The organism is Marinospirillum celere, assembly GCF_900112235.1.
Lineage (GTDB): Bacteria > Pseudomonadota > Gammaproteobacteria > Pseudomonadales > Halomonadaceae > Marinospirillum > Marinospirillum celere.
The window spans coordinates 325,672-340,775 of the sequence record NZ_FOLH01000002.1 but is presented as its reverse complement, the minus strand read 5'-3'; the positions used below and the strand labels follow the sequence as shown (position 1 = coordinate 340,775).

General features: G+C 51.2%; 20 protein-coding genes. 7 read left to right on the top strand and 13 right to left on the bottom strand.

Annotation, left to right across the window (positions count from 1 at the left end):
• Window positions 1-43: 43 nt before the first annotated feature.
• From rpsI to zapE, 3 genes are all read right to left on the bottom strand, one after another.
• Complete coding sequence (gene rpsI / locus BM185_RS06185; protein WP_091960845.1) at window positions 44-436, bottom strand: 30S ribosomal protein S9; 393 nt, start codon at window positions 434-436, stop codon at window positions 44-46.
• 13 nt (window positions 437-449) lie between these two features.
• Window positions 450-878, bottom strand: a complete 429-nt coding sequence (gene rplM / locus BM185_RS06180) for a 50S ribosomal protein L13 (RefSeq protein WP_091960842.1) — start codon at window positions 876-878, stop codon at window positions 450-452.
• A gap of 180 nt (window positions 879-1,058) precedes the next feature.
• Complete coding sequence (gene zapE, locus BM185_RS06175) at window positions 1,059-2,147, bottom strand: cell division protein ZapE (protein WP_091960839.1); 1,089 nt, start codon at window positions 2,145-2,147, stop codon at window positions 1,059-1,061.
• 191 nt (window positions 2,148-2,338) lie between these two features.
• Here zapE and BM185_RS06170 point away from each other — a divergent pair, with 191 nt between their 5' ends.
• Window positions 2,339-2,803 carry a Z-ring associated ZapG family protein gene (locus tag BM185_RS06170; RefSeq protein ID WP_177203489.1) on the top strand — a complete coding sequence of 155 codons (465 nt, stop codon included), beginning with the start codon at window positions 2,339-2,341 and terminating at the stop codon, window positions 2,801-2,803.
• Window positions 2,804-2,826: 23 nt separating this feature from the next.
• On the opposite strand, the gene BM185_RS06165 is transcribed toward BM185_RS06170, so the two are convergent.
• Window positions 2,827-3,585 carry a Nif3-like dinuclear metal center hexameric protein gene (locus BM185_RS06165; protein ID WP_091960833.1) on the bottom strand — a complete coding sequence of 253 codons (759 nt, stop codon included), beginning with the start codon at window positions 3,583-3,585 and terminating at the stop codon, window positions 2,827-2,829.
• A gap of 105 nt (window positions 3,586-3,690) precedes the next feature.
• On the opposite strand from BM185_RS06165, the gene BM185_RS06160 reads away from it, so the two are divergent.
• The gene (locus BM185_RS06160) at window positions 3,691-4,863 is read left to right on the top strand and encodes a Do family serine endopeptidase (RefSeq protein ID WP_091961344.1); all 1,173 of its coding nucleotides are present in this window, start codon (window positions 3,691-3,693) and stop codon (window positions 4,861-4,863) included.
• Here the strand turns inward: BM185_RS06160 and hisD are convergent.
• The 9 genes from hisD to BM185_RS06115 all read right to left on the bottom strand — a co-directional run bounded on the left by hisD (window position 4,860) and on the right by BM185_RS06115 (window position 11,488).
• The gene (gene hisD / locus BM185_RS06155) at window positions 4,860-6,170 is read right to left on the bottom strand and encodes a histidinol dehydrogenase (RefSeq protein ID WP_091960830.1); all 1,311 of its coding nucleotides are present in this window, start codon (window positions 6,168-6,170) and stop codon (window positions 4,860-4,862) included. The two genes, BM185_RS06160 and hisD, sit on opposite strands and share 4 nt — an antisense overlap.
• Entirely contained in the window at window positions 6,167-6,820 is a 654-nt protein-coding gene (gene hisG, locus BM185_RS06150) for an ATP phosphoribosyltransferase (protein ID WP_091960827.1), read from the bottom strand. Before hisG ends, hisD begins: the two co-directional genes overlap by 4 nt.
• Before the next feature lie 20 nt (window positions 6,821-6,840).
• A complete protein-coding gene (murA, locus tag BM185_RS06145; RefSeq protein WP_091960824.1) occupies window positions 6,841-8,103 on the bottom strand; it encodes a UDP-N-acetylglucosamine 1-carboxyvinyltransferase in 1,263 nt (420 codons plus the stop codon).
• 11 nt (window positions 8,104-8,114) lie between these two features.
• Window positions 8,115-8,375: a BolA family protein gene (locus tag BM185_RS06140; RefSeq protein ID WP_091960821.1), complete on the bottom strand. Its 261-nt coding sequence runs from the start codon at window positions 8,373-8,375 to the stop codon at window positions 8,115-8,117.
• A gap of 71 nt (window positions 8,376-8,446) precedes the next feature.
• Window positions 8,447-8,782, bottom strand: a complete 336-nt coding sequence (locus BM185_RS06135; RefSeq protein ID WP_091960818.1) for an STAS domain-containing protein — start codon at window positions 8,780-8,782, stop codon at window positions 8,447-8,449.
• The gene (locus BM185_RS06130) at window positions 8,779-9,414 is read right to left on the bottom strand and encodes an MlaC/ttg2D family ABC transporter substrate-binding protein (RefSeq protein ID WP_091960815.1); all 636 of its coding nucleotides are present in this window, start codon (window positions 9,412-9,414) and stop codon (window positions 8,779-8,781) included. The genes BM185_RS06135 and BM185_RS06130 overlap by 4 nt, the downstream gene beginning before the upstream one ends.
• A 2-nt stretch (window positions 9,415-9,416) precedes the next feature.
• Window positions 9,417-9,881: an outer membrane lipid asymmetry maintenance protein MlaD gene (gene mlaD, locus BM185_RS06125; RefSeq protein WP_091960812.1), complete on the bottom strand. Its 465-nt coding sequence runs from the start codon at window positions 9,879-9,881 to the stop codon at window positions 9,417-9,419.
• A 13-nt stretch (window positions 9,882-9,894) separates the two neighbouring features.
• Complete coding sequence (gene mlaE, locus BM185_RS06120) at window positions 9,895-10,677, bottom strand: lipid asymmetry maintenance ABC transporter permease subunit MlaE (protein WP_091960809.1); 783 nt, start codon at window positions 10,675-10,677, stop codon at window positions 9,895-9,897.
• Window positions 10,670-11,488 carry an ATP-binding cassette domain-containing protein gene (locus tag BM185_RS06115; RefSeq protein WP_091960806.1) on the bottom strand — a complete coding sequence of 273 codons (819 nt, stop codon included), beginning with the start codon at window positions 11,486-11,488 and terminating at the stop codon, window positions 10,670-10,672. The genes mlaE and BM185_RS06115 overlap by 8 nt, the downstream gene beginning before the upstream one ends.
• A 119-nt stretch (window positions 11,489-11,607) precedes the next feature.
• Here BM185_RS06115 and BM185_RS06110 point away from each other — a divergent pair, with 119 nt between their 5' ends.
• Genes BM185_RS06110 through lptB form a run of 5 tightly spaced genes read left to right on the top strand, consistent with a single transcriptional unit; the run spans window position 11,608 to window position 15,030 of the window.
• Window positions 11,608-12,579: a KpsF/GutQ family sugar-phosphate isomerase gene (locus BM185_RS06110; RefSeq protein ID WP_091960803.1), complete on the top strand. Its 972-nt coding sequence runs from the start codon at window positions 11,608-11,610 to the stop codon at window positions 12,577-12,579.
• A 15-nt stretch (window positions 12,580-12,594) separates the two neighbouring features.
• Entirely contained in the window at window positions 12,595-13,137 is a 543-nt protein-coding gene (locus BM185_RS06105) for a KdsC family phosphatase (protein WP_091960801.1), read from the top strand.
• Window positions 13,134-13,766 (top strand): LPS export ABC transporter periplasmic protein LptC, encoded by a 633-nt coding sequence (lptC, locus tag BM185_RS06100; protein ID WP_091960799.1) that lies wholly within the window; start codon window positions 13,134-13,136, stop codon window positions 13,764-13,766. Before BM185_RS06105 ends, lptC begins: the two co-directional genes overlap by 4 nt.
• Window positions 13,763-14,299: a lipopolysaccharide transport periplasmic protein LptA gene (lptA, locus tag BM185_RS06095; protein WP_091960797.1), complete on the top strand. Its 537-nt coding sequence runs from the start codon at window positions 13,763-13,765 to the stop codon at window positions 14,297-14,299. The genes lptC and lptA overlap by 4 nt, the downstream gene beginning before the upstream one ends.
• Window positions 14,300-14,301: 2 nt before the next feature.
• On the top strand, window positions 14,302-15,030 hold the full coding sequence (gene lptB / locus BM185_RS06090; protein WP_091960794.1) for an LPS export ABC transporter ATP-binding protein: 729 nt from the start codon (window positions 14,302-14,304) through the stop codon (window positions 15,028-15,030).
• Window positions 15,031-15,104: the final 74 nt, after the last annotated feature.

Genomic DNA, 15,104 nt, shown 5'->3' with positions numbered 1-15,104 from the left:
CAGTGGCCAGGCGTTTTTGGGAGGCCAGAAGCCAGCCCGTCGATTAACGCTTGGAGTACTGTGGACGCTTACGCGCTTTGCGCAGACCCACTTTCTTACGCTCGACCATACGCGCATCACGGGTTACATAACCCGCCGCACGCAATTCACCACGCAGGCTTTCATCGTAATCCATCAGCGCACGGGTAATACCGTGGCGAATTGCCCCAGCTTGACCACTCGCACCACCACCAGCAACGGTAATGTGAAGATCAAACTTCTCAACACTGTTAGTCAGCTCAAGCGGCTGCATCACAACCATGCGTGAAGTTTCGCGACCAAAGTAGTCTTGCAGACTGGAGCCATTAATTGAAATCTTACCACTGCCGGGCTTCATAAAAACACGAGCAGTTGAAGTTTTGCGACGGCCGGTGCCGTAATTTTGAGTAGCAGACATGACGACCCTTCCGTTAGATGTTCAGAGTTTGCGGTTGCTGGGCGGCATGAGGATGCTCCGCTCCGGCATAGACCTTGAGTTTTGCCAGCATGGCGCGACCCAGAGGGCCCTTGGGCAGCATGCCCTTGACCGCACCCTGAAGAACACGCTCAGGCGCATGGTCAATAAGTTTCTCAAAGGACATCTGCTTGATGCCACCAGGGAAACCTGAGTGACGATAGTAAAGCTTGTCTTTAGCTTTTTTACCAGTCACTTTGACTTTCTCAGCATTGATGATAACCAGGTAGTCACCAGTATCAACGTGAGGCGTGTATTCGGGCTTGTGCTTACCACGCAGACGACGCGCGATTTCAGTCGCCAGGCGACCGAGGGTTTTATCTGTGGCATCAACCACATACCAGTCGCGCTTAACGCTTTCCGGTTTTGCTGAAAATGTTTTCATTACTACTGCCTCAGTAGGATCATCTCGACTTGGATACAAGCTGAACTTGTGCCAGATCGCACTGATCTTTACCTATTTTTATTGGGTTGCCTGACACCAGGGCCACGACAACGGCTTGCCTGAATCTCATCTGAAATTCAGGAGCGCGGATTCTAACCCACCACCAACCCTGATGACAAGTTAAGGTTTGTGCTCGCGCCCTAAATATTCGTGGGACTGCATTTCCAGCAAGCGACTTTTGGTACGGTCAATTTCAAAAGCAAGATTGCCACCCGTATAAATCTCATCAATGGCGACTTCTGCAGAAATGATCACCTTGACGTTGCGATCGTAGAATTCATCAATCAGATTGATAAAACGGCGGGTTTGGTCATCTTTTTCACGGCCCAGCTGAGGCACATTGGAAAGCAGCACGGTATGAAAAATTTTTGATAGTTCAATGTAGTCGTACTGGCTACGCGGCCCATCACACAGCTCATGAAAATCAAACCAGGCGACATGATCATGACAACGTTTGGCTTTAATGGGACGGCCATTAATATCGATACTGAGGTCTCTCTCGCCCTCAACCATCACCACGCTTTCAAAGCTCCGGTTAAGGCTCAGGTCGGCTTCAGCATCCAGAGGCCAGTGATAGATTTCGGCCTGACTCAAAGCTCGAAGCCGGTAGTCCACCCCACTGTCCACATTGACAACCAGGGTGTACTTTTTTAGTAAATCGATTGCCGGTAAAAAACGAGCACGCTGCAAGCCATCTTTATAGAGTCCGTCCGGCTCAATATTAGACGTCGTCACCAGCGTGACTCCTTCACTGAACAAGGCATCCATCAGGTTACCGAGGATCATCGCATCGGTAATATCCTTGACGAAAAACTCATCCAGGCAGAGCACCCGAAACTCACTTGCCAGTTGCTTGGCAACCAGCTTTAGGGGATCAGATTGGCCATCATGCTTTTTCAATTCAGCATGCACCCGCTGCATAAAGCGGTGAAAATGGGTACGCAGCTTTTCCTGGAAGGGCAGAGTATCAAAGAAGGTATCCACCAAGTAGGTCTTGCCGCGACCCACGCCACCCCAGAAATATAAGCCGCGCACTGGCTGCTTGCTTTTCTTGCCGGTTAGCCGCGACAAAAAGCCACCAGCCGCAGGCTTGTGTGCAATCAGCTCATCATGCAATCTCTGTAGGTGTTCAACAGCCATTTTCTGAGCCGGGTCTGACTTAAAATCATCCCGTTTCAGGTCTTCCTGATAGCGCTCCATCGGCGTCATAGGACTTTTACCTTTTGCTTGCCAACTAAAAATCCGGCGATTATACGCTAGGCCTACTCCATCTCCCAACCCCACCTCTGGCTACCCTGCTTAAGTTGTAGGCCTGCAAGCCTTGACCAGATGACCGGGCAGACCGATATAATGCCCCTAAAGAACAAGGTAACCACCTTGCCGTTATTGAGGAGCGACCTGTGAATATCGCTGATACCCAGTGGGTTTTTGTTATTACTGCTTTTATTCTTGGTGCAGGTTTGGGGGCGCTAGCTTACCACCTGATGAATGCCAACGTGGCGCATAGCATCAAAATCCGCCACCAGTTGACCGAACGGGAACTGGAAGTCAACCAGCTAAGAGAGGGGCTGAACGATCACTTCTCCCGCACCGCTGATGGCTTAGCTTCACTCAGCAAGCAGTTGGATGATATGCAAGATCAGGTTCGCAAAGATGCCAAGCACCTTTGTGATGATGAAAGCGTGATCAAGCGCTTAACCAATCAAGCAGAAAGCGAAGCTGATAATGAGGAACTGGATGCACCGACTGATCCAGTGAAAAAGCCTGTAGAACCCCCACGTGATTATGCTGCTGGAACGAGTCGAGGCACTCTTTCTGAAGACTATGGACTGAAACCAGAAGTCTTTGAGCCACCGCGCAACTAATCTTCATTAGCGATAACCCGGCCTTATACCGGGTTATCAATATCAATAAACTCCACTTCTATCGAAGTCTGACCTGCAACCCACTCACCCAAAGCTTTAACACCATAGCGCTCAGTGGCATGGTGACCTGCAGCAAAATAATCAATCCCCAGCTCTCGCGCTTCATGAACGGTTTTTTCACTAATTTCACCGCTAATATAGGCATCAACACCCAGTTCAGCTGCCCGAAAAATACCGCCTTCAGCAGAGCCAGTACACCAAGCAAAAGTACGCAGCGGCCTGCTGTGTCCAGCAATATGCAAAGGTTTACGCTTTAGTTTAAGTTCCAGCAACTTTTTAAACTCGTCACTGGAAACAGCGGATGGTAATTCACCGTGCTGACCCAAAGGCCAGCTTGGCGAGTCCATCAAGCCTTTGATTTCAATTCCCAGAAGCCTTGCCAATTGCGTGTTGTTTCCCACTTCGGGGTGGGCATCCAACGGCAGATGATAGGCAAGCAGACTGATTCCTTCCTGCATCAAGCTTTTGATTCTGCGACCTTTCATACCCGTCAAAGGCTCGGGCTCACCTTTCCAGAAATAGCCATGATGAACCAGTAGAGCATCAGCTTTTCGTTGGATAGCTTGATCAATCAGGGCTTGGCTAGCAGTTACTCCGGTCACCAGGCGTCGAACCTCAGAACACCCTTCAACCTGCAAACCATTGGGTGAGTAGTCTTTAAAGTTGGTCGGTTCTAAAAGTTGATTAAGGCGCTCAACCAGGCTGGTTAACTTAACACTCATACTGATCCTCAATTGATGTTATTTGATAACTCTTCCCAAGATACAAGCGAAGCGAACAAATTTGTAGTAATCTTATTGGGTTTTTTTGGCGGAGATCCACCCCAGATGCGTTTTCTGAAGCCCTCACTCATTTGGCCACTACTAACCGGCTTGTTATTGGGACTCCTCTTACTCCAAGTCTTTCCCGAACTAGCCGGTCAGGGAGGTGAGTCCCAAAGTAGCAGCCAGGTTCAGGCTGAAGTTATGGCGAGTGAACCCTTGCTTATCCCGCGTCAGCAAGGGCCGGTTTCCTATGCCCAGGCGGTCCGTCAAGCAGCACCCTCGGTTGTTAACATCTATACCACCAAGGTCATTCAACAGCAGTTGAACCCTTTTCTGAACGACCCCTTTTTCAGACATTTTTTTGGTGATGACACCCTACCGCGCCAACAACGTATGCAATCCAGCTTGGGCTCGGGAGTCCTGGTCAGTAGCGAAGGCTATCTGCTCACTAATCACCATGTGGTCCAGGATGCCGATGAAATCCGCGTCGCCTTGCGTGATGGACGTGAAACCTTTGCGCGCATCATTGGCAGCGATGCTGAATCTGACCTGGCCGTCCTAAAAATCGAACTGGATAATCTACCGGCCATCAGTTTGGCCTCTTCAGATACGCTTGAAGTGGGTGATGTCGTCCTGGCAATAGGCAACCCCTTTGGTGTGGGGCAAACCGTCACCCAGGGCATTGTCAGTGCTTTGGGACGCAGTAGCCTGGGCATCAACACCTACGAAGATTTTATTCAAACGGATGCGGCTATCAACCCAGGGAACTCAGGCGGCGCTCTGATCAACCCCTATGGACAGCTGCTGGGTATCAACACTGCCATTTTCAGTCGCTCAGGCGGATCTCAGGGTATAGGCTTTGCCATTCCATCGAATCTGGCCAGAGAAATCATGTTAGATTTAATCAATGAAGGGTTTGTGATTCGCGGCTGGCTGGGCGTAGAAGTCCAGGAGTTAACTCCCGGATTGGCCAGCTCTTTAAACCTGGAAACGGTTCAGGGTCTTCTGGTTGCTGGACTGCAACGCAATGGGCCTGCCCATCAAGCGGGCCTGCAGCCAGGGGACTTGCTGCTGGAAATCAATGGCCAGCCGGTCACCACTGCTCGGGATACCATTAATTATATTGCCCGCTTGCGTCCCGACAGCACAGCCAGACTGGGTATTCTACGCGATGGCGAAACCCGGGAAGTTCGTGCACGGGTTCGCCAACGCCCTTCTCAGGAAAATCGTCGCTAGTCTTTGACCCGATAGCGGGCAGAACGGGCGTGGGCCGTCAAGGACTCACCATCAGCAAGCTCTCCTGCGATCTTGCCTAGTTCACTCGCTCCTTCAGGTGAACAGAAGATTAAGGATGAGCGCTTCTGAAAATCATAGACACCCAAGGGCGATGAAAAACGAGCCGTTCCTGAAGTCGGCAGCACATGGTTAGGGCCAGCACAGTAATCACCCACCGCCTCAGCCGTATAGCGACCCATAAAAATGGCTCCAGCATGGCGTATTTCGGGCAACCATTTTTGCGGATCTTCAACTGAAAGCTCCAAATGCTCAGGAGCTATCCGATTGATCATCTCCAGAGCTTCCTGCTCAGAAGCCACAGTAATCAGAGCGCCTCTCTCCTGTAGCGAAGTGCGAATGATTTCGGCTCTTTCCATGGTAGGTAAGAGTCGTTGAATACTGGCCTCTACCTGCTCCAGGTACGCAGGATCCCAGGTGACAAAAATCGACTGGGCATCCTCATCATGTTCAGCCTGAGAAAAGAGATCCATGGCAATCCAATCGGGGTTGGTTTGACCATCGCAGACCACCAGAATTTCTGATGGACCGGCAATCATATCGATACCCACCTTGCCAAAAACCGCTCGCTTGGCGGTCGCCACAAAAATATTGCCGGGCCCAACAATCTTATCAACCGCAGGAACGCTTTCGGTTCCATAAGCCAAAGCAGCCACGGCCTGGGCTCCACCCAAAGCAAACATACGCGTTGCCCCTGCAAGCCAAGCGGCACCCAAGACCAGGGGATTGAGTTCACCCTCGGGAGCAGGCGCGACCATAATGATTTCTTTAACCCCAGCCACCTTTGCAGGCAGAACATTCATCAATACTGATGAAGGGTAGGCCGCTTTACCGCCGGGCACATACACACCGACGCGGTCCAAAGGCATGATTTGCTGCCCCAACAGAGTCCCATCCGCTTCACGATATTGCCAGGATTCTTGCTGCTGCTTTTCATGGTAACGGGTAATACGTTCAGCGGCTGCTTTCAGGGCATCACGCCGGGCAGGAGCAAGGCTCTCAAAGGCTTCGCGAAGCTGGTCCTGTGAAATTTCCAACTCAGCAAAGGACTCTGCAGGGTGACGATCAAATTTTTGGGTCAAGGCCAGCAGGGCCTGATCACCCTCTTGCCGGACCTGATGAATAATTTCGTCTACGGAATTCTGTACCTCTTTGCTGGAAACACCTTCCCAGGACAAGAGTTCTTCCAACTGACGATCAAATTCAGGGGCACCAGCTTTTAATTTACGAATGACCAGGGCTTCACTCATGATTCAACTCTCTGATTGACATCGGCAACAGCTTTTTCAAGACGTTGCAGCAGTGGCTGTATTTGGCGGTATTTCATTTTCATCGAAGCTTGATTCACCACCAAACGAGAAGAAATATCGGCGATGTGTTCGCAGGGCTCAAGACCATTGGCCCTCAGGGTATTGCCGGTATCCACAATATCAACAATTTCATCGGCAAGCCCCATAATGGGTGCCAGCTCCATACCCCCATAAAGCTTGATCAAATCCACCTGGATACCCTGTTCGGCATACCATTGCTTGGCAATCCCCACAAACTTGGTGGCCACACGACGCCGTCCTTCAGGAACAGCTGCACCCTTAATTCGGGCAGTCATTAGCCGGCAACCGGCAATTTGCAGGTCCAGGGGTTCATACATACCTGCCTCACCATGCTCCATCAGCACATCCTTGCCGGAAACACCCAGGTCAGCAGCACCCAGCTCCACATAGGTGGGTACATCCGTTGCACGAATCACCAGCAAACGAACACCCGGCAAATTGGTATCAAAAACCAGTTTGCGGCTTTTCTTGATGTCTTCAGCAGGCTCAATTCCTGCAGCAGCAAGCAGTGGCAGGGTATCGTCCAGTATGCGCCCTTTGGAAAGAGCCAGAGTTAAACTTTGCGGCATCTTGAATCTCTGTTTTTTGTTCAGTCGGCGACCCGTCTTATTTTGGCGCCAAGAAGCATGAGTTTTTCTTCAATACATTCATAGCCACGGTCGATATGGTAAATACGATCAACCAGGGTCTCGCCTTCCGCAACCAGGGCCGCTATCACCAAACTGGCCGAGGCTCTTAAGTCAGTGGCCATGACAGGAGCAGCCGTTAAGCCCTCCACTCCTTTAATAATCGCGGTATTACCTTCAACCTGGATATCTGCACCCATGCGATGCATTTCCTGAACATGCATAAAACGGTTTTCAAAAATGGTTTCTATGACCGTTCCTGTCCCCTCTGCAACCGCATTCATGGCCATAAATTGAGCCTGCATATCGGTTGGGAAGCCTGGATAGGGTGAGGTCTTGATGCTCACCGCTTTGGGCTGTCGCCCCTGCATATCCAGTTCTATCCAGTCAGGCCCTGAGGAGATGCTAGCACCGGCCTCTTCAAGCTTGGCAAGTACTGCATCAAGAATATCCGGGCGCGTGCGTTTGACTCGGACCCGGCCTCGGGCAGCAGCAGCAGCGACCAAAAAAGTACCTGCTTCTATCCGGTCTGAAATGACATCATAATGGCAACCCTTGAGGCTCTCGACCCCCTCAATGGTAATAGTATCTGTACCATGACCGCTGATCTTGGCTCCCATGGCATTAAGAAACTCAGCCAGATCAACCACTTCAGGTTCACGGGCAGCATTTTCCAGCAGGGTTTTGCCTTCGGCCAGGGTCGCTGCCATCATTAGATTTTCAGTACCTGTCACCGTCACCGTATCAAAAACGATGCGGGCACCTTTAAGGCGACCTTCAACCTTGCCACGGATATAGCCCTCTTCAACCCGAATTTCAGCACCCATCTGACGCAGGCCATTGATGTGCAGGTTGACGGGGCGGCTACCTATTGCACAGCCTCCGGGCAGGGAAACCTCAGCCTTGCCATAACAGGCCATCAAGGGGCCCAGTACCAAAATGGATGCCCGCATGGTTTTCACCAGATCATAGGGGGCAACGCAGTTCTTCAGATGACCCGCATCCAGTTCCAAAGACATTTTTTCGTCAATGACTGCGCGCACGCCCATACCACCCAGGAGTTCAATCATGGTGGTAATGTCGTGCAGGTGTGGCAGATTGCCGATGGATACCGGCCCTTTAACCAACAAACTAGCGGCCAGTATGGGAAGCGCGGAATTTTTGGCACCAGAAATCCACACTTCTCCATCAAGAGGAATGCCCCCTTGAATAATCAATTTATCCATGCGTTTTGGCCTTACCCTACTTGCAAGTCTTTGACCTTCGCCCATTCATCAGGCGTATAGGTTTTCAGTGCAACAGCATGAACCTGATTGCTGGCAATTTCTTCACTCAGCTGGCTCATGACCAACTGCTGTTTTTTAACCGGTGTTTTGAGTTCAGTAAAGGCGTCGCTAATGGCAATGACCTGGAAATGCTGGCCATCATCACCCTGGACAATAAATTCACACTGGGGCAAACGGCTTTCCAGAAGCGCTTTCAGTTCATTTGCTTGCATGGACTTTCCTCATGAAGTAAGCATCCTCTGGGGATGCGGATTCTAAAAATTGGCTGGCATGATAACCGAAATCAGGTGTCCAGGGACACCTTGAATTCAGCTGGCTTACCATTCTGTTCGAAGGGTAGCAGGGATTCCAGGTCACTAAGAACAACCAGACGCAGCAGAGAGTCACTGGCGTTTAAAAAGCGCAAAGGCCGCTGGGCCGCTCTGGCCTGGCGGCACCAGGAGAGCAAAACCAACAAGAGGGCCACGCCCCCGTTTGCTTCTTGAAGGTCGATACTGCAGCTTTGCACACCTTCGATATCCAAAGCTGCGGCCAGGGACTCAGCGTTTTCAAAGCCCACTTGGCCCTGTAGAACCCATTTCCCAGGCTCAGGGTTCAAGAGCTCAGGTGAAGCCTTCATGATTCGGCTTCTTCCTGAATTTCTTCCAGAGCTGCATCCGGTGACCACTGGTCAATAACACGATCAAAGTCTCTGCGATGCTCACGCATGGCCCGGTCAAACTGGCTATTGAAGGTCAAACCCAGGTTGACGCCATTGACGATCAGGTTGATCACCTTCCACTCGTCGTTACTCTTGCGAAGTGTAAAGACAACCGGATAACGCTGCCCGTCTTGAGCGACGACTTCCAACTCCACATTATCCTGGTCTTCATGACGACTGGCTGTTTCCCGAAACTGCAAATCAAATTCGCGGTAATCAAAATTCATCAAGCCCTGACCAAAGGTCCTAACCAGCGTTTTCTGAAAAACCCGGGCAAAACGTGAGCGCTGTTCAGGTGAGGCCGCCCGAAAATAACGCCCGCCCATAACCCGGGCGCTGATGTAGCGAAAATCCACATAGGGCTCCATTGCGTCCGAGAGAGCTTTGTAAAGAATGTCCGGGTCTTCTTCAAAACTGCCGCGATTTTCTTCAAAAGCTTTGGTTAAAGCTTCGATACCGGCTTCAACCACCTGATGGGAAGCTGAAGTTCCCGCCTGCGCAGGCACGACCAAAAAGCAAAGCAGCAGTAACAAGTACGCGGGTTTAAACATAGTTAATCCCTCGAGGAGTTGGTAATAAACTGATTGATCAGCTGTTCCAAAATAAGTGCCGACTGGGTATCCCGCAGCGTGTCTCCAGGGCCCAGCATCTCGTCTTCGATTCCTGGAGTCAGGCTGATATAGTTATCACCCAAGAGGCCGGCTGTTTGGATGGCGGCAGCCGTATCCTTGCTGAGTTTACCCTGGAGACTGGAATTCATTTCCAGAACAACCCTGGCTTCAAACCATTCTTCATCCAGCTCGATAGCGGCAACCCGACCCACGGTTACTCCGGCTAGTGTGACCTTGGATCTTGGCTTTAAGCCACCAATATCACCAAAATAGGCTTCAACCTGAAAGCTGTTTCGATCGGCATTCATAGTCAAACCGCTCACTTTCAAAGCCATAAAAACCAGAGCCAGAATCCCCAGTAGCATAAAACCGCCTACAGAAATCTCGACCCAGCGCTGCTTAGGCATCCATCTACTCCCTTCAAATATTGCTGAACATCAAGGCAGTCAGGATAAAGTCCAGACCCAAGATGACCAGTGATGAGTAAACAACCGTTTTTGTGGTTGCCCTGCTGATACCTTCGGAAGTCGGCACCAGATCATAGCCCTGAAAAACCGCTATCCAGGTTACTGCCAGAGCAAACACCAGACTCTTAATAACCCCGTTAATGACATCCTGCTGAAAACCAACCGCAGACTGCATGTTGCTCCAAAAAGCGCCACCATCAACACCCAGCCAGTCAACACCCACTAACCAGCCACCACCAACACCAACCATGGCAAAAACCAGGGTTAGCAAAGGCAACGCAAAAAAACCGGCCAACAATCTTGGAGCAACAATCCGCTTGAGCGGATCAACACCGATCATTTCCATACTGGAAAGCTGTTCAGTGGCTTTCATCAAGCCAATTTCAGCGGTCAGAGCTGAACCTGCCCGACCTGCAAACAGCAGAGCGGCAACAACAGGAGCCAGCTCGCGAGTCAAACTTAAGGCAACCATCTGACCCAAAGCCTGTTCAGCACCAAAATCAACCAGAATGGTATAACCCTGAAGTGCCAGCACCATCCCGATAAAGAGCCCGGAAACTACAATAATAATCAGCGACAGAACACCGATAGAATAAACCTGTCGCACCCATAAACTCAGGGCTTCGGTTGACTTGGGCCAACCCACCAGTGATTGGAAGATAAAAATCCCGGATCGCCCCAAGGCAGCCAGAATATCCAACTGCTTCCTTCCCAAGCCTGCCAGCAAGTCAAGCATGATCCGCTTCCTTAGCAATGCCAAAAAGATCTTCTGAAAAATCTGCTGCCGGGTAGTGAAAAGGTACAGGGCCATCGGGCAAGCCACCAACGAACTGGCGCACCTCTGCTTGCTTGCTGGCTTCCAGTTCTGCTGGTGTACCTTCGGCAATCACCCGACCGCCCGAAAGAATATAGGCATAATCTGCAATCGACAGGGTTTCACCTATATCATGGGAAACAATAATGGACGTCAAACCCAGCACCTGGTTCAAACGTTTAATCAACTGAACCAGCACGCCCATAGAGATGGGATCCTGGCCTACAAAGGGTTCATCATACATCAAGAGTTCAGGGTCCAGAGCGATGGCTCTGGCCAAGGCTACCCGCCTGGTCATCCCCCCGGAAAGCTCGGCAGGCATCAAGTCTCTTGCCCCACGCAGGCCCACGGCTTCCAGCTTGATCAGAACCAGGTCCCGGACCATGGTTTCCGGTAAGTCAGTATGCACTCGCAGAGGAAAGGCCACATTTTCATAAACACTCATATCCGTAAAAAGCGCCCCTGACTGAAACAACATGCCCATACGGCTGCGTAACTTAAACAAGGCACTGCGTTCCAGGCGGGCCACTTCCTGATCAAAAACACTGATCTTGCCGGAAGCAGGCTGCAACTGACCACCCAGCAATTTAAGCAGAGTGGTTTTACCTGTGCCACTGGGGCCCATCACAGCCGTGATCTGGCCACGCCTGACCCGCAGATTAACTCCAGAAAATATAGGAGTCGCCGCGCGTGAAAAGTGCAGATCTTCTACTACGGCAAGATTTTCGGTCATGAGTACCAACTACGAACGGAAGCTAAAAGAGGGTATAATCTAAAGACTAGCTGGCGCCAACACAAGTCCGCCTTTACCCTAGACCTTTCGAATTTTAAGTGGAGTTTCCAAGCCACCTTATGACTGTCACCGATCATCTGGCCAGCGCCCAGCGCACCCTGCAATTAGAAATTGCCGCTTTAGAGGAAATCAGCCGCCATCTGGACACTGGTTTCAGCCAAGCCTGTGAACTGATTCTCAAGTGCTCAGGTCGCGTTGTTGTCACCGGCATGGGCAAGTCAGGTCACATTGCCAACAAGATAGCAGCCACGCTCGCTAGCACAGGCACACCGGCTTTCTTTATGCACCCAGGAGAAGCCAGTCATGGTGATCTGGGCATGGTAACCCGTAGTGACCTGGTCCTGGCGCTTTCCAATTCCGGTGAAACTCAGGAAGTAACCTCCCTGCTCCCGCAATTGGTTCGCCTGGGCATTCCAGTAGTCAGCATTACTGGAGCACCTAACTCTACTTTAGCCCGTGAGGCCAGTGTTCACCTCAATGCCAGCATCAGCCGTGAAGCCTGTCCCTTGAATCTGGCCCCCACCTCCAGTACAACGGCAGCTCTGGCTTTAGGTGATGCCTTGGCCATAGCCTTGTTGGAAGCCAGAGGTTTTGGTCCGGATGATTTTGCACGTTCGCATCCAGGTGGTAGCCTAGGCCGCAAACTCCTACTCCGGGTAGGCGATATTATGCATAAGGACAGCCAAATCCCCTGGGTCACTAATACAGCCAGTCTACGCGAGGCGCTATTGGAAATGACCCATAAAGGCTTGGGCTTCACTTGTATTTTGGATGAGCAGAAAAAATTACTGGGAGTCTATACCGATGGCGATCTGCGCCGTACCCTGGACCAGCAAATGGATTTCCATCAGCTGCAGGTCACTCAGGTGATGACACCCGGTGGCAAAACCATCGCCCCGGAGCTCCTGGCTGCAGAAGCTGTGCATTTAATGGAAGAAAACCAAATCAATGCCCTGCCCGTAACCAATGCCCAAGGTGAAGTGGTAGGTGCCCTCAACATGCATGACCTGCTTAAAGCAGGTGTCATTTAACTGGTAAACGCTATTATGGATTTATCCAATACCCTGCTGGACAAACTTCGCCCCCTACGCTTGCTGGCCCTGGATGTTGACGGAGTTCTGACGGATGGAAGCCTTTACTTCCATGCTGATGGTGGTGAAACCAAAAGCTTTAACACCCAAGATGGTCAAGGCCTGAAGCTTCTGCAAGCCAGCGGTGTTGAATTAGCTATTATCACCGGCCGGGACTCTTCCATTGTCAGCCAGCGTGCGGCTGCGTTGAAAATCAATTGGGTCATGCAGGCGCGCGAAGACAAACTCAAAGCGTTAACTGAGCTGGTCAACAAACTGGGCTATAGCTGGGAACAAGTCGCTTACTGTGGTGATGATCTTCCTGACCTGGCCGCCATCCGTCGTGCTGGATTTGGTGCCAGTGTCGCCAATGCACCTGAGTACATTCAAAACCATAGTGACTACACAACCCGCCGGCCTGGAGGCCAGGGGGCTGTCCGGGAGCTAACCGACATGATCATGCAGGCTCAGGGCACCTGGCAGGCCTGTATCAACCATTATCTTTTCAATCAGCAATGAAAGCCGTCACTGCCTCCTTGCAACGCCTGCTCAATCAACCCAGCCACCGTAAAATCGGCGGCCTGGTTGCTTTGGCACTTTTGGGAGGCTGGATTGTTTGGTTGCAGGACTTTTCACAGAGCCCTCCCCGGGCCCAGCTGCCCCAGGTTCATGGTGAACCCGACTACTATCTGGAAGATGCCACCCTAAAGCGCTACAACGCTCAGGGAAGGCATCATCAGACCCTGGAAGGCAAGGTGGTCACTCACTACCCGAACACCCAGCTAACAACGGTGGACCTGCCCAGAGTTCACCACTGGTCTGAAGATGGCCAACTGTGGATACTCAGTGCTCTTGAAGGTGAAATTCGTGAAGATAACGAAATCTACCTGCAAGAAAATGTACGCCTGACGCCCATCAATCCAGATTCTGCCTATACCCCCGAATTTGCCACTCAGCGCTTATGGCTGGACACGCAAACAGAAACGGCCAGAACCCCGGACCCAGTCAGCTTCAGCAGCCAGGGTGGACTCACTCAGGGGCTGGGACTCTTCGCTCAACTGGCTACCGGCCAAATTGAAATTCTCGAACAGGTCAGTAGTGAATATCTGACTGAATTCACTAGCCGCAATACCCAGGAACAACCATGATGCCTTCATTGTCTTTTGCAAAGCCTATCCGGATTCTGGCGGGCCTGTTATTGATAACCCTGATGAGCCCTGCTACCTTCGCCCTGCCCGAAGACAGAGAGAAGCCAGTACAGGTTAATGCCCAGCGGATGGAATGGCACAATCAGCGCCAGCAAGGCGTCTACAGCGGTGACGTTGTTGCCACCCAAGGTGAGTTGCGCCTGGAAGCAGCAACCCTGACCCTCTACCGGGGCACTAATGGTGAGTTGACCCGCGCCCTGGCAGAAGCAGGTGGAGAGCTGGCCTACATGAGAGACCTACCCAATCTCGATGAGCCAGAGGTTGAAGCCTGGGCGGAAAGTATTGATTATCATCCGGCTGAAGACAAAATCATTCTCATCGGACAAGCCAGACTGGTCCAGGGTGAAGACAGCTTTCGGGGCCACCGCTTGACCTACAACCTGACCACCCAGGATCTGGAAGCCGAGCAGGCTGAAACCGGGGAGTCAAGAATAGAGGTCATTCTTACCCCCAAACGCAGTAATGGAAACTGATCATGGCTAAAACCCTGGCTGCCCGCCAATTGCAAAAGAGCTACAAGGGCCGCAAAGTGGTCAAGGATATCTCCCTGGAAGTCTCACAAGGAGAAATAGTTGGCCTGCTGGGTCCCAATGGAGCTGGCAAAACCACCTCCTTCTATATGATTGTTGGCCTAGTTAAGGCTGATGCCGGTCAAATCACTCTGGATCAGCAGGATATTACCCAGCTCCCCATGCATGGCAGGGCTCATGCAGGTTTGGGCTACCTGCCCCAGGAAGCTTCAGTTTTTCGTAAGCTGACCGTGGAAGAAAACATCCTAGCTATCCTTGAGCTGCGTAAAGAACTCAGCAAAACAAGGCGCAAGGAAATTCTCAACCAACTGCTTGAAGAGTTTTCCATCACCCATATTCGTAACAACAAAGGCATGAGTCTTTCCGGTGGCGAAAGACGACGCGTTGAAATTGCCCGAGCCCTGGCCAATGAGCCTGACTTTATTCTGCTTGATGAACCCTTTGCCGGGGTGGACCCCATCTCAGTTGCTGAAATCATGGGTATTATCAGACAGCTTCAGGCACGTAATATCGGTGTTCTGATCACTGACCACAATGTTCGTGAAACCCTGGAAATTTGTGAGAGAGCCTACATTGTCAGTGAAGGTAGCATTATTGCCCAAGGCGATGCCGAAGCCATTCTGGCCAATCCGGACGTCAGAAGGGTTTACCTGGGCGAGCAATTTAAGATATAAAGGGTTAACATCTAATGGCACAGTATTTGCTGATCCAAAAACAAGTATCAGCATGAAAAACACATAAAACTGTT